Genomic DNA, 21,334 nt, shown 5'->3' on the forward strand with positions numbered 1-21,334 from the left:
GCCGCACCCGTCAGGTGCGGCGGCCCATGTTTCACGTGAAACACCCCTGGTGGGCGATATGGTCACCCACCGGTCGAATCACCGGGCTAACCCGTCTGACCTCCGAAGAAGCCTCCGTTGCCATTTCCTCGGGTGGTGCCGGTTCCACTGGTGTCCGTAGCGGTGGGCGCCGGTGACGTCCCTCCGCCTCCGTCGGTGCCGCCGGTGTCCACGCCGCCGGTGCCGTTGCCGTTTCCATTCCCGTTGCCGTTGCCGTTGCCGTTCCCGTTGCAGTTCGGGTCCCAGGCGCCGAACTGGCAGGACTCGCTCGGCGACGGGGACGGCGTGGTGGTCGTCTGGCTCGGCGTCGGGCTCGGCGTGTCACTCGGCGTCGGGCTCGGCTTGATGGTGGCGCTCGGGGTCGGGGTAGGGGCCCCCGCCTCGTCCTGGACCTTTCCGATCTCGGTGGCGTCCGGGAAGCCGAGGTCGTTCTTGCCCTTGAGCGCGTCCTTCATGTACTCGGTCCACACCTGCGTCGGGATGTCACCACCGTGGATGGAGTCCACACCCGCCGTGCCGTTCATGGACAGCAGCTCGTGGTCCTTGGGGTTCTCACGGAACATCGCGACCGAGGTCGACAGCTGCCGGGTGTAGCCGACGAACCATGCCGACTTGTTGCTGTCGGTCGTACCGGTCTTGCCGGCGGCGGTACGGCCCAGGGCCTTGGCGTTCCGACCCGTACCGTTCTGGATCACGTTCTCCAGCGTGTCCGTCACGTTGTTGGCCACGTTCTCCGGCATCGCCTGCGTCACCTTGGGCTTGGTGAAGCCCGGCAGTTCCTCGCCGTCCTTCTTGACGTGCAGCACAGAGTACGGATCCGCATGCTTTCCGGAGGCGGCGAACGTCGCGTAGGCGTCGGCCATGCGGATCGCGCTCGGCGTCGAGGTGCCGATGGCGAAGGACGGGTTGAGCGAGGCGAAGCTCGCGTCGAGAATGCCGGACGCCTTCGCCACGTCCTTGACCTTCGACATCCCGACATCCATGCCGAGCTGCACGAACGGGGTGTTGACGGACTGCTCCATGGCCTTGCGCAGCGTGATGTAGCCCCACGGCTTGGGGCCCTCGTTGCGCTGGTAGAAGACCGAGCCGTCCTTCTTCAGAACGGGGGTGCCGTTCTGGTTCAGGACCTTGAGCTTGTCGTTGCCGTTGTACTTGCTCAGAGGGGAGATGCCCTCGCCCTCGGACCTGTAGGTGCCGTACTGCATCGCCGCGGCGAGGACGAACGGCTTCCACGTCGAGCCGACGGGCACACCGGAGGTGTCGGCGTTGTTGGTGAAGTGGCCGTTCTCGTATCCGTCACCGCCGTAGAGCGCGACGATCTTCCCGTCCTTGGGGTCCACCGACGCCGCACCGAACTGGACGTACTTGTCCTTCTCGCGGTGCTTCGGGTCGAGATTCTCCTTCTGGACCTTCTTCACGGCGGCGCTCAGGGCGTTCACGCTCTTCTTGTCGAAGGTCGTGTAGATCTGGTAGCCGCCCTGGTCGAACTGCGCCTCGGTGATGTCGGAGTGGTTCAGGACGTACTTCTTGGCCGTGTCGACCAGGTAGCTGGTCTGGCCGGTCATGCCCTTCGTCGCCTTACGTCCCTGGGGCTTGGGGTACGCCTTGATCGCATCCTGGTAGTCGGCGTCGGTGAGGTGCTTGTCCTTGTGCATCTCGTTGAGGATCCAGGACCAGCGCTCCCTCGACCGCTTCTCGTTCGCCTTCGCGGTCGCCGACTTGTCGAGGTCGGCGTTGCCGGCCGGGTCGTAGTACGTCGGGCCCTTCAGCAGTGCCGCGAGGAAGGCGCACTGGCTCGGCTTGAGGTCGACCGCGTCCACGCCGTAGTAGGTCTGGGCGGCCGCCTGGATGCCGTAGGCGCCCCGGCCGTAGTACGAGGTGTTCAGGTAGCCCTGCAGGATCTGCTTCTTGTCGAGCTTCGTGCCCACCTTGATGGAGATGAACATCTCCTTGAACTTACGGGTGACCGTCTGTTCCTGGCTCAGGTACGTGTTCTTGACGAACTGCTGGGTGATCGTCGAACCACCCTGCGTCTGGCCGCCCCGCGCCATGTTGGCCAGCGCCCGGGCGATGCCCATGGGATCGACACCCGAGTCATCGTAGAAGCTCTTGTTCTCCGCCGAGATCACGGCCCACTGCATGGCCTCGGGGATCTTGTCGATGGTGACGTTCTGCCGGTTCACTCCGGTGCCCGTGGCCACCATCTGGCTGCCGTCGGCCCAGTAGTAGACGTTGTTCTGGGACTTGGCGGCATCGTTCTCGTTGGGGATCGAGACCATCGCGTAGCCGACGCCGATCATCACCACCAGGCTCCCGACGAAGCCGATGAACAGCCCGCTGACCAGCTTCCAGGACGGTACCCAGCGCCGCCAGCCGTACTTGTCGGCCCTGGGGTAGTCGATGAACCGCTTCTTGCCGGGTGCCGTCGTCGCGCGGCCCTTGCCGCGGCCGGGACCGGTCGGCCCGCCCGGACCGCGCCGGCCGCCGGGGGAGGTGTTGTCGGCGGCTCTGCGTCGGCCGCCCTTCTGGGCGGCACGGCGGGCCTCGGCCCGGCCGCCGTAGGGACGCTCGTCACCTCCCGAGCCGGCGGACTCCGGTCCATGCGAAGGGGACCCATAGGAGTCGGCAGGAGACCCGGTGGCGCCTCGCGGTGCCGCACGGCGGCCGGGGGACGAGCCGGACGGGCCGCGTCGGGCCGCGGCACGTCCGCCTCCCTGCGGCTGCGGCGGTTTGCGACGGTGCTCGCTCATCGAACGATTACTCCTCGGGCAGGCGCACCCGTGCGCGCCTGGAACGGCGGCTGGTTTCCGGTCCCCCCGAAGTACGGATGTGGTCGGTGCTGCATTCACCCGTACTGCACCAGGGACGACGACGCTCCCCAGGCGTCACGCGGTTCCCGGTGGACTGCATGCCGCACAGACTACGCACCACCAAAACCCACCGAGCCCCGAAGTTCACCCCAAAACAGGCAAGTTGCCTCCTACGAATCAGTGATGTGATCCCGTTCACCATCGCCCCTCTTGTCGCCCACGAGAGGCCGTTCTATCGTCGTGATGTATCGAGTCGATACATCAGCGCGAGATAAAGACGCCGAGAGGCACTGCGAGACCCGCGGAAGAGACCTGCGGGACCGAGAGGAGGCGACGATGAGCCGGCGCTCCGGCATCCTTGAGTTCGCCGTGCTCGGCCTGCTCCGCGAGTCCCCGATGCACGGCTACGAGCTGCGCAAAAGACTCAACACGTCATTGGGTGTGTTCCGCGCGTTCAGCTACGGGACGCTGTACCCCTGCCTCAAGGCCCTGGTCGCCAACGGCTGGCTGATCGAGGAGCCCGGGAACACCCACGACGACGCACTCGCCGCTCCCCTCGCCGGCCGCCGCGCCAAGATCGTTTACCGGCTGACCGCGGAAGGCAAGGAGCACTTCGAGGAGCTGCTCTCGCAGACCGGCCCCGACGCGTACGAGGACGAGCACTTCGCCGCGCGGTTCGCCTTCTTCGGCCAGACCTCGCGCGACGTGCGCATGCGCGTCCTGGAGGGCCGGCGCAGCCGACTGGAGGAGCGCCTCGAGAAGATGCGCGCCTCCCTCGCCCGCACACGGGAGCGCCTCGACGACTACACGCTTGAGCTCCAGCGCCACGGAATGGAGTCCGTGGAGCGCGAAGTGCGCTGGCTGAACGAGCTCATCGAGAGCGAGCGGGCCGGGCGGGACCTGAGAGGTTCCGCGACCGGGGGGCCCGCTCAGCAGGACACCACCAATGGATCGACGGGCGGCCTGCCCCGTCCCGGGAACACCCCCGGGACGGATACGCCCGACGACACCGCCACGTGAGACCCAGTCAGGGCCTCACTCGTACACACAGGGAGCAACCGGAATGGGTTCGGTTCGCGTAGCCATCGTCGGCGTGGGCAACTGCGCCGCGTCGCTGGTGCAGGGAGTCGAGTACTACAAGGACGCCGACCCGGCGTCCAAGGTCCCCGGCCTGATGCACGTGCAGTTCGGTGACTACCACGTCCGCGACGTCGAGTTCGTCGCGGCGTTCGACGTCGACGCCAAGAAGGTCGGTCTCGACCTGGCGGACGCCATCGGCGCCTCCGAGAACAACACCATCAAGATCTGCGACGTGCCCCACACCGGTGTCACCGTCCAGCGCGGCCACACCCTCGACGGCCTCGGCAAGTACTACCGCGCCACCATCGAGGAGTCCGCCGAGGAGCCGGTCGACGTCGTCCAGGTCCTCAAGGACAAGCAGGTCGACGTCCTGGTCTGCTACCTGCCCGTCGGTTCCGAGGACGCGGCGAAGTTCTACGCCCAGTGCGCCATCGACGCCAAGGTCGCCTTCGTCAACGCCCTCCCGGTCTTCATCGCCGGTACGAAGGAGTGGGCGGACAAGTTCACCGAGGCCGGTGTCCCGATCGTCGGTGACGACATCAAGTCCCAGGTCGGCGCCACCATCACGCACCGCGTCATGGCGAAGCTGTTCGAGGACCGCGGTGTCATCCTCGACCGGACCATGCAGCTGAACGTCGGCGGCAACATGGACTTCAAGAACATGCTCGAGCGCGAGCGCCTGGAGTCCAAGAAGATCTCGAAGACGCAGGCCGTCACCTCCCAGATCCCCGACCGGGACCTCGGCGAGAAGAACGTCCACATCGGCCCGTCCGACTACGTCGCCTGGCTGGACGACCGCAAGTGGGCCTACGTCCGCCTGGAGGGCCGCGCCTTCGGTGACGTCCCGCTGAACCTGGAGTACAAGCTGGAGGTCTGGGACTCCCCGAACTCCGCGGGTGTCATCATCGACGCCCTGCGCGCCGCGAAGATCGCCAAGGACCGCGGCATCGGCGGCCCGATCCTGTCGGCGTCCTCGTACTTCATGAAGTCCCCGCCGGTCCAGTACTTCGACGACGAGGCCCGTCAGAACGTCGAGAAGTTCATCCGCGGCGAGGTCGAGCGCTAAGGCGCCCAGCGCGCCCGCTCGCACGAGAACGCTCCTGCCAGGGCTGTGAAGGTCCCCGGGTTCCCCGACCCGGGGACCTTCCGCATGTGTGAGGGTGTGATCCATGCCTGTCGTCCGTGACCTGCGCGTCCTGCTGCGCCTGCGGGACTTCCGGCGTCTGCTGTCCGTCCGTCTGCTGTCCCAGGGCGCCGACGGGGTGTACCAGGTCGCACTCGCCGCGTACGTCGTCTTCTCCCCGGAGAAGCAGACCTCGGCCACGGCGATCGCCTCGGCGATGGCGGTCCTGCTGCTCCCCTACTCGCTGGTCGGCCCCTTCGCCGGTGTCCTGCTGGACCGCTGGCGCCGCCGCCAGGTCTTCGTGTACGGCAATCTGCTGCGCGCCCTGCTGGCCGCGGCCACGGCGGTACTGATGCTCGGCAACGCCCCCGACTGGCTCTTCTACGCCTCGGCGCTGAGCGTGACCGCGGTGAACCGCTTCGTCCTCGCCGGGCTGTCCGCCGCCCTGCCCCGCGTCGTCGACACCCGGCGCCTGGTACTGGCCAACTCGCTCTCCCCGACCGCCGGCACCCTCGCGGCGACCGCGGGCGGAGGCCTCGCCTTCGTCGTACGGATCCTGTCGTCGGGCTCCGACGCGGCCGTGGTCCTCTTCGGCTCCTTCCTCTATCTCTGCGCGGGCCTCGCGTCTCTGCGCCTGGCGCCCGCCCTCCTCGGACCCGACCGTCACCCGGCACGCCCCCGTCTGGCCGCGGCACTCGCCGAGACGGCACGGGAGCTGCTGGCCGCCGTCCGGCACCTGGCAGCAGCTCAGCGCAGGGAAGCGGCCTGGGCCCTGGCCGCCATGACACTGATGCGCTTCTGCTACGGCGCACTCCTCGTCCTGCTGCTCATGCTGTGCCGCTACGCCCTCACCGACAGCCCCGACGAAGGACTGCGACTGCTCGGGCTGGCACTGGCGCTGTCCGGCGCGGGATTCTTCGCGGCGGCGGTGGTGACGCCCTGGACGGCGGGGCGGCTCGGTCCCGGCCGCTGGATCGCGGTGTGCGCCGGGGCTGCCATGGTGCTGGAACCGGCCCTGGGTCTCCCGTTCGCCACCGGTCCCCTCATGGTCGCGGCCTTCGTTCTGGGCCTGACCACCCAGGGTGCCAAGATCGCCACGGACACGATCGTGCAGGCCTGCGTCGAGGACGCCTTCCGTGGTCGCGTCTTCTCCGTGTACGACGTGCTCTTCAACGTCGCCTTCGTGGGCGCGGCGGGAGCGGCGGCTCTGATGCTGCCGCCGGACGGCCGCTCGACGGCGCTGGTGGTTCTGGTCGCCGTTCTCTATGGAGTGGCCGCGACTGCGCTGGCCCGTTTCGAGCGCCGGTAGGACGGAACGAGGGGCGATGTTTCACGTGAAACATCGCCCCTCGCTGCCGTCGGTCCCGGACGGCTGTTTCACGTGAAACATCGTCCGGCTCTTCCTCAGCCCTGTGCGGCCCACCACTCCTTGAGCGCCGCCACTGCGGCATCGGGCTCCATCGGCCCGTTCTCCAGGCGCAGCTCCAGCATGTGCTTGTACGCCTTGCCGACGGCCGGCCCGGGGCCGATTCCCAGGATCTCCATGATCTGGTTGCCGTCCAGGTCGGGACGGATCGCGTCCAGTTCCTCCTGCTCCTGCAACTGGGCGATGCGCTCCTCCAGGCCGTCGTAGGCCCGGGACAGCGCCACTGCCTTCCGCTTGTTGCGCGTGGTGCAGTCGGAGCGGGTCAACTTGTGCAGACGGTCCAGCAGCGGGCCGGCGTCACGGACGTACCGGCGGACCGCCGAGTCCGTCCACTCCCCGGTGCCGTAGCCGTGGAAGCGCAGATGAAGCTCGACCAGCCGCGAGACGTCCTTCACCAGTTCGTTGGAGTACTTCAGGGCGGTCATGCGCTTCTTGGTCATCTTGGCGCCGACCACCTCATGGTGGTGGAAGGAGACCCGGCCGTCCTTCTCGAAGCGGCGAGTGCGCGGCTTGCCGATGTCGTGCAGAAGCGCGGCCAGGCGAAGCGTGAGGTCCGGGCCGTCCTGCTCCAGCGCGATCGCCTGCTCCAGGACGATCAACGTGTGCTCATAGACGTCCTTGTGCCGGTGGTGCTCGTCTCGCTCCAGGCGCAGCGCCGGCAGCTCGGGCAGCACATGGCCGGCGAGCCCGGTGTCGACGAGCAGCGTCAGCCCCTTGCGCGGCTGTGCGGACAGGATGAGCTTGTTCAGCTCGTCCCGGACCCGTTCCGCCGAGACGATCTCGAGGCGCCCTGCCATCTCCGTCATAGCGGTGACGACCTCGGGGGCGACCGTGAAGTCCAGCTGGGCGGCGAACCGGGCGGCCCGCATCATGCGCAGGGGGTCGTCCGAGAACGACTCCTCGGGCGTGCCGGGCGTGCGCAGCACACGCGCCGCGAGATCCTCCAGACCGCCGTGCGGGTCGATGAACTCCTTCTCCGGGAGTGCCACGGCCATGGCGTTGACCGTGAAGTCGCGGCGGACCAGGTCCTCCTCGATGGAGTCGCCGTACGACACCTCCGGCTTGCGCGAGGTGCGGTCGTAGGCCTCCGACCGGTAGGTGGTGATCTCGATCTGGTAGCCGCCCTTGTGCGCGCCGACCGTGCCGAAGGCGATTCCCACCTCCCAGACGGCGTCCGCCCATGGCCGGACGATCTTCAGTACGTCCTCGGGGCGGGCGTCGGTGGTGAAGTCCAGATCGTTGCCGAGCCGGCCGAGCAGCGCGTCGCGGACCGATCCGCCGACGAGGGCGAGCGAGAACCCGGCCTGCTGGAATCGGCGGGCGAGGTCGTCGGCGACAGGGGCCACCCGCAGCAGCTCGGCGACCGCGCGCTGCTGCGCCTGGCTCAGGGCAGAGGGAGTGTCTTCGTTGGCGTTCGGCACAACAGAAGAGGGTACGTGCCCCGCGCGACCAGGGGCGCCCCCATTAAGGCGGTGCGGACACCTTCCGGCATACCCGCCGCAAGCACTGCTCTTGCGGCGTACGGTCGCTCTCCCCTCGATACTGGATATAGAGGACGGGCCGCGGCTGTTCCTCGATCTTGCGGAGGACACCGCGGCACTTCCGTTCAGCGGGCATCGTTACCATGCGTGGACGCACATTCCGACGACCACTGACGACGACGAGGGACGGGCGAGCGCGTGGCCGAGGCGGCTGACTTCCAGGGGACCAGTGCCTCACCTGCCCGCCGGTGGCTGCGGCGCGCCGGAGCACTGCTCACCGGGGCACCACTGCTGGCCGGTCTGCTCCAGCTGCCCGTCGCCGGGCCCGCGCAGGCCGCGTCCTCCGACACGGTGTCTGTCTCCCTGGACGCCCTCAGCCCCAGTGCCCCCACGGACGGCGACACGCTGACCGTGTCGGGCACGGTGACCAACAACGGCAGACAGGCCGTCACCGACGCCCATGTGGGCCTGCGCATGGGCTCCCAGCTGACCACCCGGTCGGAGATCGACTCCGTCGCCCGGCACTCGGACGAACTGCAGGGCGGCACCGGATCCGAGATCGACGACAAGTACGAGGACAAGTTCGACACACTGGCCCCGGGCGTCGCCCAGCACTTCAGCATCTCCGTCCCCGTGGACAAGCTCGACCTCGGCGAGGACGGGGTCTACGAGCTGGGGGTCACGCTTTCCGGCGAGACCTCCTCCCAGGGCTGGGACCACGTGCTCGGCATCCAGCGGACGTTCCTGCCGTGGCAGTCGTCGGAGGCCGACACCAAGACGAAGACCACGTTCCTGTGGCCGCTGATCTCCACGGTCCACATGACGGCCAAGACGGGCGCGGGCGAACTGCAGACGCCGGAGTTCCTCGACGACGATCTCGCCAAGGAACTGGCTCCCGGTGGCCGGCTGTCCCAGATGGTGAACCTGGGCAAGGACCTCGACGTCACCTGGGTGATCGACCCGGACCTCCTGGCCTCGGTCGACGCGATGGCCGCGGGCAACTACCGGATCCAGAGCGCCGACGGCACCGGCACTCCCAGCTCACGGGAGGACCAGGCGGTCGCCAAGCAGTGGCTGGCCGGGCTGCAGAAGGCGGTGGCCGGCAAGGAGGTCGTCGCGCTGCCGTTCGCCGACCCCGACCTGGCCTCCCTGGCGCACAACGGCACCAGCGTCACCGGCTCGCTCAGCCACCTCAAGGACGCCACCGACGTCGCCGCGACCACCGTCAAGACGGTGCTGCACGTCACCCCGAGCACCGACTTCGCCTGGCCGGTGAACGGCGCGGTGGACCCGTCGATCATGAAGGTCGCGACCTCCGCCGGAGCCGACCGGGTGATCGCCCGCAGTGACAGCCTCCAGGAGACCGCCGGACTGTCGTACACCCCCTCCGCTCCCCGCCCGGTCGGCGGGGGCACAACGGCGGTGGTCGCCGACGCCCGGCTGTCCACGGCCTTCCAGGACGACCTGTCGAAGGCGGGGTCGGCCACTCTCGCCGTCCAGCGCTTCCTGGCCCAGAGCCTGGAGCTGAACGCGCAGACGGACAAGCAGCGCAGTATCGTCGTCGCCCCGCAGCGCATGCCCACGGCGAGCCAGGCTCAGGCGATGGCGGCGGCGCTGAAGGCACTCCAGGGCGGCACCTGGTCCCAGCCTCAGGACCTCACCGCGGCGGCCAAGGACAAGCCCGACCCGGGCGCCACCACGCGCATCCCGTCGAGGTCCGCCTATCCGACCTCGCTGCGCCGGCAGGAGCTGCCGAGGACGGCCTTCGAGCAGCTCGCCCGTACCCAGGACAAGCTCGACAAGTTCCAGGTGATCCTCTCCAAACAGTCCCGCGTGGTCACCCCGTTCGGGCTGGCCATAAACCGCGAGATGTCCACCTCGTGGCGCGGACGGAGCGACGCGGCCGACGGATACAGCGACGGCGTGGAGGCATGGCTCGACGAGCTGGCCGACCAGGTGAAGCTGATCCAGAAGTCGGAGACCAAGCTCTCCGGCCGCAGCGCCACCATCCCGGTGACGGTCCAGAACAATCTCGTACAGCCTGTCGGCCACCTGGTCCTCCGCCTTACCTCCACCATGCCGACCCGTCTGAAGATCGGCGGCAAGGCCTATTCGGAGCAGCGCGTGGAGGTCTCCGGCGGGCACAGTCAGTCGGTGAAGTTCACCACCTCCGCCAACGCCAACGGCCGGGTGACGGTGATCGCCCAGCTGTACACCGAGGACGGCCTGGAGTACGGCGACCCCGTCAGCTTCGACGTGAAGGTCACCGAGGTCACCCCCACCGTGATGCTGGTCATCGGCGGCGGCGTGCTGCTCCTTGTGCTCGCCGGCTTCAGGATGTACACCCAGCGCAAGCGCGCCGCGGCCCGGCAGGCCGAGGGCGACGGACCCGACGCCGCGGGGGAGGGTCCGGACGAGCCTGGGAATCCCGGGAACCCCGGGGCGCCCGGGGACCGTCTCACGAAGGAAACCGACTCCGCCCCCGGGGCAGACGACCCGGAGCAGCCGAGTGACCCTGCGCCGGACACCGCACCGGAAAGCGCCGACCCGTCCGGGACGGGTGAGAGAGTGGACCGTTGAGCGATGTCGTGGCCGGTGGGCCCGGGACGATGAGGTGGGGTAAGCATGAACGCGCCGTACGACGGTGACCGCGGCCAGGGCGCGGCCGGCTCGGGCTACCCCGAGCCGCCGCCCGAGTCCGGCCAGGTGCCGCCGCAGCACGCGGCGGACATGTATCTCCAGGACGCCTACGAGCAGGACCCCTACCGGGCGCAGGACCTGGCCGCGCAGGACCCGGTCGCCGAGGCGCTGTACGACCGCGCCGCGCACCCGCCGCCACCTCCGGGCCCGTACGACCAGCAGCAGCCGCTGTACGCCCCGCCCGCCCAGTCGCCCTACGCGCCCGACCCGAACGTGTGGGCGCAGACCCCGGCGCCGGAACCGGGGGGCGCGACCCAGTACCTGCCGTACGGCGAGGACCCGCGCACGACCCAGTTCGTCGGCGTGGACGACCTCGTCACGCACTCCGGCGAGGAGTACCACGAGCCGGACGCCTTCGCGCATCTCTTCAAGGACCAGCAGCAGGCGGGCGGCCAGGCACCCGCGGGGGCGCCGGGAGTTCCGGGGCCGGCTGCGGCGCCGGGCGGCGGCCACGGCCCTGCCGGCCAGTACCAGGCGCCGCACGACCGGAGCCCGCAGCAGGGTCACCCGTACACCGGAGCCGCCGGCTACCCGGCCGGTCCCACCGGCGCCGCGTACTCGTCGCAGTCCCCGGTGCCCACCCCGGCCGCCGCTCCGGACCCCGGCGGTCTCTCCGGGGCCGTCGAGCCGGAGGCCGTCACGGCGGAGGCCGCTTCCGCGGCGCCCGCCAAGAAGGGCGGGAAGGCCGCCGGGCTGCTGAAGTCCAGCGCGGTCATGGCGGCGGGCACGATGGTGTCCCGCCTCACCGGTTTCGTCCGCTCCGCGCTGATCGCCGCCGCGCTGGGTCTCGGCTTCCTCGCCGACTCCTTCCAGGTGGCCTACCAGCTGCCGACGATGATCTACATCCTCACCGTCGGCGGTGGTCTGAACTCCGTGTTCGTGCCGCAGCTGGTGCGCTCCATGAAGGAGGACGAGGACGGCGGCGAGGCCTTCGCCAACCGGCTGCTGACCCTGGTGATGGTGGCCCTGGCCGCGCTGACCGCGCTCGCGATGTTCGCGGCACCGCTGCTGGTGCGGGCGCTGTCGCCCACCATCGCCGACAACGCGGCCGCCAACGACGTCGCGGTGACCTTCACCCGCTACTTCCTGCCCTCGATCTTCTTCATGGGCATCCACGTGGTGATGGGCCAGATCCTCAACGCGCGCGGCAAGTTCGGCGCGATGATGTGGACGCCGGTCCTGAACAACATCGTCATCATCGTCTCCCTCGGCGCGTTCATCTGGGTGTACGGCACCGCCGCCAACTCCCATCTGACCGTCAGGAGCATCCCGCCGGAGGGCCAGCGCCTGCTCGGTGTCGGTGTGCTGCTCGGCCTGGTCGTCCAGGCGCTGGCGATGATCCCCTACCTGCGTGAGACCGGATTCCGGATCCGGCCGCGGTTCGACTGGAAAGGCCACGGCCTGGGCAAGGCCGCGATGCTCGCCAAGTGGACGATCCTGTTCGTCCTCGCCAACCAGGTGGGCGCTCTGTTCGTCACCCAGCTGTCCACGGCCGCCGGCGACGACTCCGGCGTCAAGGGCACCGGCTTCGCCGCCTACGCCAACGCCCAGCTGATCTGGGGCCTGCCGCAGGCCATCATCACGGTGTCCCTGATGGCCGCCCTGCTGCCGCGCATCTCCCGCTCGGCCGCCGAGGACGACACGGGCGCCGTCCGCGACGACATCTCCCAGGGCCTGCGCACCACGGCGGTCGCGATCGTGCCGATCGCCTTCGGGTTCCTCTCGCTGGGCATCCCGATGTGCACGCTGATCTTCGGCTCCGCCGGCATCGGCCCGGCCACCAACATGGGCTACATGCTGATGGCCTTCGGCCTCGGCCTGATCCCCTACTCGGTGCAGTACGTCGTCCTCCGCGCCTTCTACGCGTACGAAGACACCCGCACCCCCTTCTACAACACGGTCATCGTGGCCGCGGTCAACGCCGGCGCCGCATTGCTCTGCTACTTCCTGCTGCCGCCGCGCTGGGCGGTCGCCGGTATGGCCGCCGCTTACGGCCTCGCCTACGCCATCGGTGTGGGCGTGGCCTGGCGCCGGCTGCGCACGCGGCTGGGCGGGGACCTGGACGGGTCCCGGGTGCTGCGCACGTACGCGCGCCTGGGCATCGCCTCGCTGCCGGCGGCCCTGCTCAGCGGCGCCGCCTGCTACGGCATCGGGCACACCCTCGGCCAGGGCGTCATCGGCTCCTTCGCGGCGCTGCTCGCCGGTGGTGCCGTGTTGTTCGGCGTCTTCTTCGTCGCCGCCCGACGGATGCGGATCGAGGAGCTCAACTCGCTCGTCGGCATGGTGCGTGGGCGTCTGGGGCGTTGAGGCGGGGGTAGGCGCACAACCATCGTCCGCGGCCGTGTGTCGTGCATAGCGGCGGACTGTGGGCACAATTGGTTTCGGCGTCGGACAGCGTGCAACGGATGGGGAGGCAGGGACGACGGTGGCGGAACGGAGCACGGCTGCCGTCGACGTGGCAGACAACAGCGGTGAGCCACCGCTGACCGCCAAGGCGGACCAGTCCACGGCCGACGGGGTGGCCAAGAACCCGGAGCGGGACACGGACAGCGACGAGGCACAGGGCGGTGGAACCGAGGGTCCCGGTCGGAAGGCCTCTCCTCCGGAGTTGCACAGCGGCCACAAGCTCGCCAGACGCTACCGGCTGGAGGAGTGCGTCACCCGTCTGGACGGATTCAGCAGTTGGCGTGCGGTCGACGAGAAACTCCGTCGTGCCGTCGGCGTCCACGTACTGCCCGCGGACCACGCCCGGGCCCGGTCCGTCCTCGCCGCCGCCCGGTCCTCCGCCCTGCTCGGTGATCCGCGCTTCGTCCAGGTCCTCGACGCCGTCGAGGAGAACGACCTCGTCTACGTCGTCCACGAGTGGCTGCCCGACGCCACCGAGCTGTCCACGCTCCTGGCCGGCGGCCCGCTGGAGCCGCACGACGCCTACCAGATGGTCAGCCAGGTCGCCTCGGCCATGGCCGCCGCGCACCGGGAGGGCCTCGCCCATCTGCGGCTGAACCCGAACGCCGTGCTGCGCGCCTCCACCGGTCAGTGGCGCATCCGCGGACTCGCCGTGAACGCGGCTCTGCGGGGCGTCGCCTCCGACACCCCCCAACGCACCGACACCGAGGCGATCGGCGCCCTGCTGTACGCGGCGCTGACCCAGCGCTGGCCGTACGAGAACGACGCCTACGGCCTGTCCGGCCTGCCCAAGGACATCGGGCTCATCGCCCCGGACCAGGTGCGGGCCGGTGTGCACCGCGGCCTGTCCGAACTCGCCATGCGGGCGCTCGTCAACGACGGGGCCACGGCGTCCCGGCACGAGGCAGCGTGCACCACGCCGGAGGAGTTGGTGAAGGCGATCGGCGAGATGCCGCGCATCCGCCCGCCCGAGCCGGCGTTCACGGCTCCGCCGGAGTACCAGCGCACGACCTACCAGCAGGGCTCCTACGGCCGCTCCGCGCCGCACCCCGGTGTCACCCAGCCGATCGCGGCCCCGCCGCCCCCGCTGCAGAGCCGTACCGGCAGGGCCCTGAAGTGGGCGGTGTCGGCCCTGCTCATCGCCGCCCTCGGACTGGGCAGCTGGCAGCTGGCGGACGCTCTGATGAACCGGAGCGACACGTCGGACGACACCCACAAGAGCCAGACGACGGACAGCGGCGACAAGAACAAGAAGAACCCGGTGTCCGGCAAGCCGATCGCCATCCAGGGCGCCCGCGACTTCGACCCGTTCGGCCGGGACGGTTCGGAGAAGCCGGGCGACATAGGCAAGGCGTACGACAACAGCTCGGCCACCTACTGGCAGACGGACTTCTATCTGAGTCCGGAGTTCGGCAACCTGAAGTCGGGTGTCGGCATCATCCTGGACCTCGGCAAGGTGCAGCAGGTCGGCAAGGTCACGGTCACGTTTGTGGGCCAGACCTCGGTCGAGCTGCGGGCCGCGGGTGCCGACGCGGGAGCGGAGCCGACGTCGTTCGACGCCTACAGCAAGGTCGCCGACGGCTCCGGCACCACCGTGGTGCTCCGGCCCGGCAAGGCTCTCAAGAGCCAATACCTCCTCGTCTGGCTGACCAAGCTGCCCGCGGACAACGCCGGCCAGTGGCGGGGCCGGGTGGCGGACATCAAGGTGACCAGCTGAGACGCGGAAGAGGGTGGGTTCCTTCTCCTGGACGGAGAAGGAACCCACCCTTTTCATCAGGGGTCACATGACCAGCGGCTGAATCAGAGGCCCTTGACTGCCCTCATGGGACGGCAAAAACTGTTGCCGTTGCGGGGAGGGCCGGGCGCGAGAGGTGATCACATCGACACCGAGGTGACGGACGCGGACCTGCTCGCCCGCCACGTGCAAGGTGACCCGGAAGCCTTCGGCGAGATCGTCAGACGGCACCGGGACCGGCTCTGGGCGGTCGCCCTGCGAACGCTGGGAGATCGGGAGGAGGCCGCTGACGCGGTCCAGGACGCCCTGGTCTCGGCCTACCGAGCCGCCCACACCTTCCGAGGGCAGTCGGCTGTCACGACCTGGCTGCACCGGATCACGGTGAACGCCTGCCTGGACCGGGCGCGGAAGACGGCCTCCCGGAAAACGGCTCCGGTCGACGACACCGAGCGGCTGGAGCAGCTCCTGGAGCCGTACGAGTCCGCCTCGGAGCCGGCCGAACGGAAGGACGTGCACCGCCAGCTCCTCGAGGCTCTCGCCACGCTCCCGCCGGAGCAGCGAGCCGCTCTGGTCCTGGTCGACATGCAGGGCTATCCCGTGGCGGAGGCCGCGCGGATCCTGGACGTGCCCACGGGGACGGTGAAGAGCCGGTGCGCCCGCGGCCGGGCCAGACTCCTCCCCCTGGTCACCCATCTCCGGCCCGAAGGCGCCGCGAGACCGCGATCGGACGGGGCCCGGGCCGGGAAAGAAACCGGCCCGGGGCGGAACCGCGGACAGGGGTCATCCGTCCCACCGGCAACGGGGCCGCCCAGCGGGCGCCACGAAGAAACGGGACCGAGCGATTCAGCCGTAGTGAAGGGCGGAGGTGGGCGAGCGTGACTTCCACGACAGACACGGCCGGGCACCCGGACGTCGCGGAGATCTCCGACCTCACCGAGGGCCTGCTGGCGCCGGAGCGCAGCACGGATATACAGCGTCATCTGGACGCGTGCGAGTCGTGCGCGGACGTGCATGCCTCACTGGAGGAGATCCGGGACCTGCTGGGCTCCGTGCCGGAGCCGGAAGCGATGCCGGCCGATGTGGCGGCGCGCATCGACACCGCGCTCGCCGCGGAAGTGCTGCCGGCGTTCGCCGACGACGACACCACAGGCCGTGTTTCACGTGAAACATCGTCCCGCACCGAACGCTCCACCGACCGCGCCGCTGGGCTCGCAGTGGAACGCGCTGCCGAGCGCGCCACTGAACAACTCACCGATCCCGCCGCCGACCGCCCGGCGGGCCGTCCGCGCGCGGCGACCGGCCCCGGGCGCAAGGAGGCCAAGCGGGGACGGCGCCGTGGCCGGTTCGTCGTGGGGGCGGTCCTCACGGCGGCGGTGCTGGGCGCCGGAAGTCTGGTTCTGACGTCGTTGGGCGACGGCGGCGACCACACGACGGCCCACGGGACTCCCACTCCCTCCGCCGAGACCTTCTCCGGCGACAGCGTGCAGCACCAAGCACAGGCCCTTCTCGCCGCCAAGAAGCCGTTCCAGCGGGGCAGCGGCAAACCCCGCTTGGACCCCGGCGGCGGATCGGAGACGCCTTCCACCGAGGCTCCGAACACGTTGATCCAGACCGCGGTCCCCGTCCCCGACTGCATCCGGCAGGCGCTCCACCAGAGCGCTGACGTCCTGGGTGCCAAGACGGGAACGTACGCCGGCAAGGCCGCCTACCTGGTGGTGGTGGCCGACGCCCAGGACAGCAAGCGGGTCACCGCTTATGTGGTCGACACGGCCTGTGTACGCCAGGAGAACGCCTCCGCCGGCAGGGTCCTGTTGAAGCAGTCCGTCGCGCGTCCCTGAGTCCGCTGGAACACTCCTTCGGTCGGTCGCCCCTGGGCACGCGTGTGCCCGGACACACCGGGAATGCGCGCCCCGTAGGATCCGTTGGGTGGGGTGAGAGTCCCGAAAGGGCCTTCCACCGGTCGACTGACGCAGACCAGAGACGAGGAATCAAGCCGTGAGCGACGTCCGTAACGTGATCATCATCGGCTCCGGGCCCGCAGGCTACACGGCGGCGCTGTACACCGCCCGTGCGTCGCTGAAGCCCCTGGTGTTCGAAGGCGCCGTCACCGCGGGTGGTGCGCTGATGAACACCACCGAGGTCGAGAACTTCCCGGGCTTCCGCGACGGCATCATGGGCCCCGAGCTCATGGACAACATGCGCGCGCAGGCCGAACGCTTCGGCGCCGAGCTGGTTCCGGACGACATCGTCTCCGTCGACCTGACCGGTGAGATCAAGACCGTCACCGACACCGCGGGCACGGTCCACCGGGCGAAGGCCGTCATCGTCACCACCGGCTCCCAGCACCGCAAGCTGGGCCTGCCCAACGAGGACGCGCTCTCCGGCCGTGGCGTCTCCTGGTGCGCCACCTGTGACGGGTTCTTCTTCAAGGGCCATGACATCGCCGTGATCGGCGGTGGTGACACCGCGATGGAGGAGGCCACCTTCCTCTCGCGGTTCGCCAACTCCGTGACGATCGTCCACCGCCGGGACACCCTGCGCGCCTCCAAGGCGATGCAGGAGCGTGCCTTCGCCGACCCAAAGATCAAGTTCGTCTGGGACAGTGAGGTCGCCGAGGTCCAGGGCGACCAGAAGCTCTCCGGCCTGAAGCTGCGCAACCTGAAGACCGGTGAGCTGTCCGAGCTTCCCGTGACGGGTCTGTTCATCGCGATCGGCCATGACCCGCGCACCGAGCTGTTCAAGGGCCAGCTGGACCTGGACGAGGAGGGCTACCTGAAGGTCGACTCTCCGTCCACCCGCACCAACGTGACCGGTGTCTTCGCTGCCGGCGACGTGGTCGACCACACCTATCGTCAGGCGATCACCGCGGCCGGCACCGGCTGCTCCGCCGCTCTCGACGCCGAGCGCTTCCTCGCCGCCCTCGCGGACGAGGACCAGGCGGAACCCGAGAAGACCGCCGTCTGACCCTCCGCTTCCCCTCCGCCCCACCGCACGACCAAAGGTAAGGAGCCCCCCGTGGCCGGCAACCTGAAGATTGTGACCGACGACTCCTTCGATCAGGAAGTCCTCAAGAACGACAAGCCCGTCCTCGTGGACTTCTGGGCGGAGTGGTGCGGCCCGTGCCGCCAGATCGCTCCGTCCCTGGAGGCGATCGCCGCCGAGCACGGTGACAAGATCGAGATCGTGAAGCTGAACATCGACGAGAACCCGGGTACGGCCGCGAAGTACGGCGTCATGTCCATCCCCACCCTGAACGTCTACCAGGGCGGCGAGGTCACCAAGACCATCGTCGGCGCGAAGCCGAAGGCCGCGCTTCTCCGTGACCTCGATGAGTTCATCGCGGAGTGAAGTTTCACGTGAAACACGAATGGGCCAGCCCCCTCGGGGCTGGCCCATTCGCATAGAGCGGACTAGAGCGGCCGCAGCGCCGGCTCCTTCTGGACCGCCCCCAGGAGCCGGTCGAGTGCCATCTCCACGTCTTCCTTCCAGGAGAGCGTGGACCGCAGCTCCAGCCGCATCCGGGGGTGCGCCGGATGCTGGCGGACCGTCTTGAAGCCCACGGCCAGCAGATGATCGGCGGGCAGCACGCAGGCGGGCTCCTTCCAGCGGGCGTCTCCGAACGCCTCGATCGCCTTGAAGCCCCGGCGCAGCAGATCCTTGGCGACCGTCTGCACCAGCACCCGTCCCAGTCCCTGCCCCTGATAGCCCGGCATGATGAAGGCCGTGATCAGCTGGACGGCGTCCGGCGACACCGGGCTCGTGGGGAACGCCGTCGAACGGGGGACATAGGCCGGCGGAGCGTAGAGGACGAAGCCCACCGGTACGTCGTCGACGTACACCACACGACCGCACGACCCCCAGTCCAGCAGGACGGCGGAGATCCAGGCTTCCTTCTCCTGCGCGGAGGTGCCCGCCCTCACCGCTGCTTCGCCGCTGACCGGGTCCAGTTCCCAGAAGACGCACGAGCGGCAGCGGTGGGGAAGGTCCTGAAGGTTGTCCAGCGTGAGCGGCACGAGCCGACGCCCCATGGAGGCTGATCCTCGCTTCCTTCGCCCGTCGTCAACGCGAACGGCTGTCCGAGCGGGCAGACGGTGTCCGATGGATGTGCCATGTCTGATCGCATCGTATCCACCATGCGATTCACTCGATACCGCCTCAAAGCAAAGAGCGGACCGTGTTCCGGTACACACCGGACACGATCCGCTCCGCCGACTCGCTGGGCGGCACCGGCCGAGGTCAGCCCTGCGGCTCCTCGCCGTCGCTCCCCTGGAGGCTCTTCTGGAGGGCCAGCTTCTCGCCGGGGGCGAGCGTGCTGAGGATCCTCTCAAGGTCGTCCGCGGAGGCGAACTCGACGGTGATCTTGCCCTTCTTCTGGCCCAGCTCGACCTTCACCCGCGTCTCGAAACGGTCCGAGAGACGCGTGGCCAGCTCGCTCAGCGCGGGAGAGGGCACGGAACCGGCCCGGGGACCCCGGGAGCGCGAGGCCTTTTGCGGCCGCGAGCCCATCAGCGTCACGATCTCCTCCACGGACCGCACCGAGAGCCCCTCGGCCACGATCCGGTGTGCCAGGCGGTCCTGCTCCTCCGAGTCCTCGACGGCCAGCAGTGCCCGGGCATGGCCGGCCGAGAGAACCCCGGCGGCCACCCGCTTCTGGACGGTCGGTGAGAGCTTCAGCAGCCGCAGGGTGTTGGAGACCTGCGGACGGGAGCGCCCGATCCGGTCGGCCAGCTGGTCATGGGTGCAGTTGAAGTCCTTCAGCAGCTGGTCGTAGGCAGCGGCCTCTTCGATCGGGTTCAGCTGCGCGCGGTGCAGGTTCTCCAGCAACGCGTCCAGGAGGAGCTTCTCGTCATCCGTGGCCCGGACGATGGCCGGGATGGCTTCCAGGCCGGCCTCGCGGCACGCGCGCCAGCGGCGCTCGCCCATGATCAGCTCATAGCGGCCGACTCCCAGCTGCCGCACCACGACGGGCTGCAGGAGACCGACTTCCTTGATGGAGGTGACCAGTTCCTGCAGCGCGTCCTCGTCGAAGATCTCACGCGGCTGGCGAGGGTTCGGCGTGATGGCGTCGAGGGGGATCTCGGCGAAGTGGGCCCCCATCGGAGGCGCGGGCACCTCGGCGGCCGGGCGTGCCTGGACCGCCTCGGTCTCCTGTGCCACCGGCGGCAGCGTGGCCACCTTCGCCGCGGCCACCCCGCGGTCGGTCGTCAGCACCGGCACGGCCGCGGGGGAGGCGGACGCTCCGCCCCCCATCGCCGCCGGGGCCGGGGTCTTCTCCGTCGGGGCAGCGGGGATCAGTGCGCCGAGACCACGGCCCAGCCCCCTCCGTCGATCGCTCACTGGATCCCCTCCACCATGCTCGGGTCTTTCTGGGCGCCGATGTGGGCCTGGCTCGCGTCGTAGCCGATGCCGATGCCCTTCAGCGCGATTTCTCTGGCCGCCTCAAGATACGAGAGGGCGCCGCTCGATCCTGGATCGTAAGTCAGCACCGTCTGCCCGTAACTCGGCGCCTCGGAGATACGGACGGAGCGGGGAATGCTCGTCCGCAGCACCTCGTCGCCGAAGTGGGTGCGCACCTCTTCCGCGACCTGGGAGGCAAGACGCGTCCGGCCGTCGTACATGGTGAGCAGGATGGTCGACACATGCAGGGTGGGGTTGAGGTGCCCCCGTACCAGGTCGACGTTGCGCAGGAGCTGGCCGAGGCCCTCCAGTGCGTAGTACTCGCACTGGATCGGGATGAGGACTTCGGCGCCCGCGACGAGCGCGTTGACCGTCAGCAGGCCGAGCGAGGGCGGGCAGTCGATGAGGATGTAGTCCAACGGCTGCTCGTACGCCTGGATGGCGCGCTGCAGCCGGCTTTCCCGGGCCACCAGGGACACCAGCTCGATCTCCGCACCGGCGAGATCGATGGTGGCGGGGGCACAGAAGAGACCTTCCACATCAAGAACGGGCTGGACGACCTCGGCGAGCGGCCTGCTCTCGACCAACACGTCATAGATGGACGGCACTTCGGCGTGGTGGTCGATCCCGAGGGCCGTGGACGCGTTGCCCTGGGGGTCGAGGTCGATCACCAGGACGCGGCCGCCGTGCAGAGCCAGCGAAGCGGCAAGGTTGACGGTCGTCGTCGTCTTGCCCACGCCACCCTTCTGGTTGGCGACCACGATGATTCGGGTCTGCTCCGGGCGTGGCAGGCCTTCGCCGGCGCGGCCGAGAGCCTCCACCGCCAGTTGGGCCGCACGACCGATGGGAGTGTCGTCCATCGGGGGCGGTGTTTCACGTGAAACATCCGCCCCCATCGACTCGGTACGGGGACCGGGGACCGGATCGGTCATCGGTCCCGCGATGTTGGCGTCGGACCGCAAGGATTCACTCTCCTCGACTTCAGGCTCGCAATGAACAGAGCCTCCCATGTCTCCGGGGTGGTGAACCAGTGAGGTCTGGTCTTCTGTGGAGAAATCCACCTCTGTGGACAACTCCATCCCCCTTGGGGGGGCCGGGGTCTCCGGGGAGACAGAGCCTTCGCGGAGTGAACCGAGA

Annotated in this window: 15 protein-coding genes; 10 read left to right on the forward strand and 5 right to left on the reverse strand. The window is 69.2% G+C overall.

The features are described from left to right. Positions 1 to 86: 86 nt before the first annotated feature. Positions 87 to 2,789, reverse strand: a complete 2,703-nt coding sequence (locus tag ACZ4VF_RS28085) for a transglycosylase domain-containing protein (RefSeq protein WP_467929400.1) — start codon at positions 2,787 to 2,789, stop codon at positions 87 to 89. A gap of 396 nt (positions 2,790 to 3,185) precedes the next feature. Here ACZ4VF_RS28085 and ACZ4VF_RS28090 point away from each other — a divergent pair, with 396 nt between their 5' ends. The 3 genes from ACZ4VF_RS28090 to ACZ4VF_RS28100 all read left to right on the forward strand — a co-directional run bounded on the left by ACZ4VF_RS28090 (position 3,186) and on the right by ACZ4VF_RS28100 (position 6,361). Next, on the forward strand, positions 3,186 to 3,869 hold the full coding sequence (locus ACZ4VF_RS28090; RefSeq protein ID WP_467929401.1) for a PadR family transcriptional regulator: 684 nt from the start codon (positions 3,186 to 3,188) through the stop codon (positions 3,867 to 3,869). 43 nt (positions 3,870 to 3,912) lie between these two features. Continuing rightward, positions 3,913 to 4,995 (forward strand): inositol-3-phosphate synthase, encoded by a 1,083-nt coding sequence (locus tag ACZ4VF_RS28095; protein ID WP_467929403.1) that lies wholly within the window; start codon positions 3,913 to 3,915, stop codon positions 4,993 to 4,995. Positions 4,996 to 5,098: 103 nt separating this feature from the next. Further along, positions 5,099 to 6,361: an MFS transporter gene (locus tag ACZ4VF_RS28100; RefSeq protein ID WP_467929404.1), complete on the forward strand. Its 1,263-nt coding sequence runs from the start codon at positions 5,099 to 5,101 to the stop codon at positions 6,359 to 6,361. Positions 6,362 to 6,456: 95 nt separating this feature from the next. On the opposite strand, the gene ACZ4VF_RS28105 is transcribed toward ACZ4VF_RS28100, so the two are convergent. Then, positions 6,457 to 7,899, reverse strand: coding sequence for a CCA tRNA nucleotidyltransferase (locus tag ACZ4VF_RS28105; protein ID WP_467929405.1), 1,443 nt, complete (start codon positions 7,897 to 7,899; stop codon positions 6,457 to 6,459). Positions 7,900 to 8,157: 258 nt separating this feature from the next. Here ACZ4VF_RS28105 and ACZ4VF_RS28110 point away from each other — a divergent pair, with 258 nt between their 5' ends. The 7 genes from ACZ4VF_RS28110 (at position 8,158) to trxA (ending at position 18,148) form a co-directional block, all read left to right on the forward strand. Further along, positions 8,158 to 10,539, forward strand: a complete 2,382-nt coding sequence (locus tag ACZ4VF_RS28110; RefSeq protein WP_467929406.1) for a DUF6049 family protein — start codon at positions 8,158 to 8,160, stop codon at positions 10,537 to 10,539. 45 nt (positions 10,540 to 10,584) lie between these two features. After that, the gene (murJ, locus tag ACZ4VF_RS28115; protein ID WP_467929408.1) at positions 10,585 to 12,966 is read left to right on the forward strand and encodes a murein biosynthesis integral membrane protein MurJ; all 2,382 of its coding nucleotides are present in this window, start codon (positions 10,585 to 10,587) and stop codon (positions 12,964 to 12,966) included. 118 nt (positions 12,967 to 13,084) lie between these two features. Then, positions 13,085 to 14,782 carry a protein kinase family protein gene (locus tag ACZ4VF_RS28120; protein WP_467929409.1) on the forward strand — a complete coding sequence of 566 codons (1,698 nt, stop codon included), beginning with the start codon at positions 13,085 to 13,087 and terminating at the stop codon, positions 14,780 to 14,782. Positions 14,783 to 14,887: 105 nt separating this feature from the next. Further along, positions 14,888 to 15,679: an RNA polymerase sigma factor SigM gene (gene sigM / locus ACZ4VF_RS28125; protein WP_467929410.1), complete on the forward strand. Its 792-nt coding sequence runs from the start codon at positions 14,888 to 14,890 to the stop codon at positions 15,677 to 15,679. Beyond that, entirely contained in the window at positions 15,676 to 16,638 is a 963-nt protein-coding gene (locus ACZ4VF_RS28130; protein ID WP_467929411.1) for an anti-sigma factor family protein, read from the forward strand. The genes sigM and ACZ4VF_RS28130 overlap by 4 nt, the downstream gene beginning before the upstream one ends. 157 nt (positions 16,639 to 16,795) lie before the next feature. Beyond that, complete coding sequence (trxB, locus tag ACZ4VF_RS28135) at positions 16,796 to 17,764, forward strand: thioredoxin-disulfide reductase (protein WP_467929413.1); 969 nt, start codon at positions 16,796 to 16,798, stop codon at positions 17,762 to 17,764. Between the two features lie 51 nt (positions 17,765 to 17,815). Beyond that, complete coding sequence (gene trxA / locus ACZ4VF_RS28140; protein WP_467929414.1) at positions 17,816 to 18,148, forward strand: thioredoxin; 333 nt, start codon at positions 17,816 to 17,818, stop codon at positions 18,146 to 18,148. A 62-nt stretch (positions 18,149 to 18,210) separates the two neighbouring features. Here the strand turns inward: trxA and ACZ4VF_RS28145 are convergent, their stop codons facing one another. From ACZ4VF_RS28145 to ACZ4VF_RS28155, 3 genes are all read right to left on the reverse strand, one after another. After that, the gene (locus ACZ4VF_RS28145; RefSeq protein WP_467929415.1) at positions 18,211 to 18,828 is read right to left on the reverse strand and encodes a GNAT family N-acetyltransferase; all 618 of its coding nucleotides are present in this window, start codon (positions 18,826 to 18,828) and stop codon (positions 18,211 to 18,213) included. 208 nt (positions 18,829 to 19,036) lie between these two features. Continuing rightward, positions 19,037 to 20,137, reverse strand: coding sequence for a ParB/RepB/Spo0J family partition protein (locus ACZ4VF_RS28150; RefSeq protein WP_467929417.1), 1,101 nt, complete (start codon positions 20,135 to 20,137; stop codon positions 19,037 to 19,039). Further along, positions 20,134 to 21,207 (reverse strand): ParA family protein, encoded by a 1,074-nt coding sequence (locus ACZ4VF_RS28155; RefSeq protein WP_467929656.1) that lies wholly within the window; start codon positions 21,205 to 21,207, stop codon positions 20,134 to 20,136. Before ACZ4VF_RS28155 ends, ACZ4VF_RS28150 begins: the two co-directional genes overlap by 4 nt. Between the last annotated feature and the right edge of the window lie 127 nt (positions 21,208 to 21,334).

This window comes from Streptomyces sp. NPDC029151 (assembly GCF_055564315.1).

Excerpts from the sequence above, each read along its gene's own strand:
- ACZ4VF_RS28085 (WP_467929400.1), bottom strand. The coding sequence starts at position 2,789 with ATGAGCGAGCACCGTCGCAAACCGCCGCAGCCGCAGGGAGGCGGACGT.
- ACZ4VF_RS28090 (WP_467929401.1), top strand. The coding sequence starts at position 3,186 with ATGAGCCGGCGCTCCGGCATCCTTGAGTTCGCCGTGCTCGGCCTGCTC.
- ACZ4VF_RS28095 (WP_467929403.1), top strand. The coding sequence starts at position 3,913 with ATGGGTTCGGTTCGCGTAGCCATCGTCGGCGTGGGCAACTGCGCCGCG.
- ACZ4VF_RS28100 (WP_467929404.1), top strand. The coding sequence starts at position 5,099 with ATGCCTGTCGTCCGTGACCTGCGCGTCCTGCTGCGCCTGCGGGACTTC.
- murJ (WP_467929408.1), top strand. The coding sequence starts at position 10,585 with ATGAACGCGCCGTACGACGGTGACCGCGGCCAGGGCGCGGCCGGCTCG.
- sigM (WP_467929410.1), top strand. The coding sequence starts at position 14,888 with ATGGGACGGCAAAAACTGTTGCCGTTGCGGGGAGGGCCGGGCGCGAGA.
- ACZ4VF_RS28145 (WP_467929415.1), bottom strand. The coding sequence starts at position 18,828 with ATGGGGCGTCGGCTCGTGCCGCTCACGCTGGACAACCTTCAGGACCTT.
- ACZ4VF_RS28155 (WP_467929656.1), bottom strand. The coding sequence starts at position 21,207 with ATGGGAGGCTCTGTTCATTGCGAGCCTGAAGTCGAGGAGAGTGAATCC.